A 229-nucleotide genomic window follows, 5' to 3' on the forward strand; every position below is an offset into this window, starting at 1 on the left:
GACGCCGTCGTGTTCGCAGACGAAATCCACGCGGTGATCGTCTACCCCGATACGGAATTCCCCACGATCGCTCCCATACAGAGTGCCGCCGAACGTACAATAGTATTCACATCGGCTGCCAAAAGTTACAATATCGCCGGACTCCGCTGCGCCGTCGGCCACTTCAGCAACGACGACCTCCTGGCGCGATTCCGGACGCTGCCGTGGCATCTGCGCAGCGGGGCCGGCG

General features: G+C 62.0%; 1 protein-coding gene. It reads left to right on the forward strand.

Annotated features, from left to right (window positions below; translation table 11 throughout):
• Positions 1 to 229: aminotransferase class I/II-fold pyridoxal phosphate-dependent enzyme (locus KVT45_RS55925; protein WP_217562814.1), on the forward strand; the 229-nt coding region annotated here is incomplete at both ends.

Source organism: Streptomyces sp. GbtcB6 (genome assembly GCF_019091475.1).
In the GTDB taxonomy this organism is placed as follows: domain Bacteria; phylum Actinomycetota; class Actinomycetes; order Streptomycetales; family Streptomycetaceae; genus Streptomyces; species Streptomyces hyaluromycini.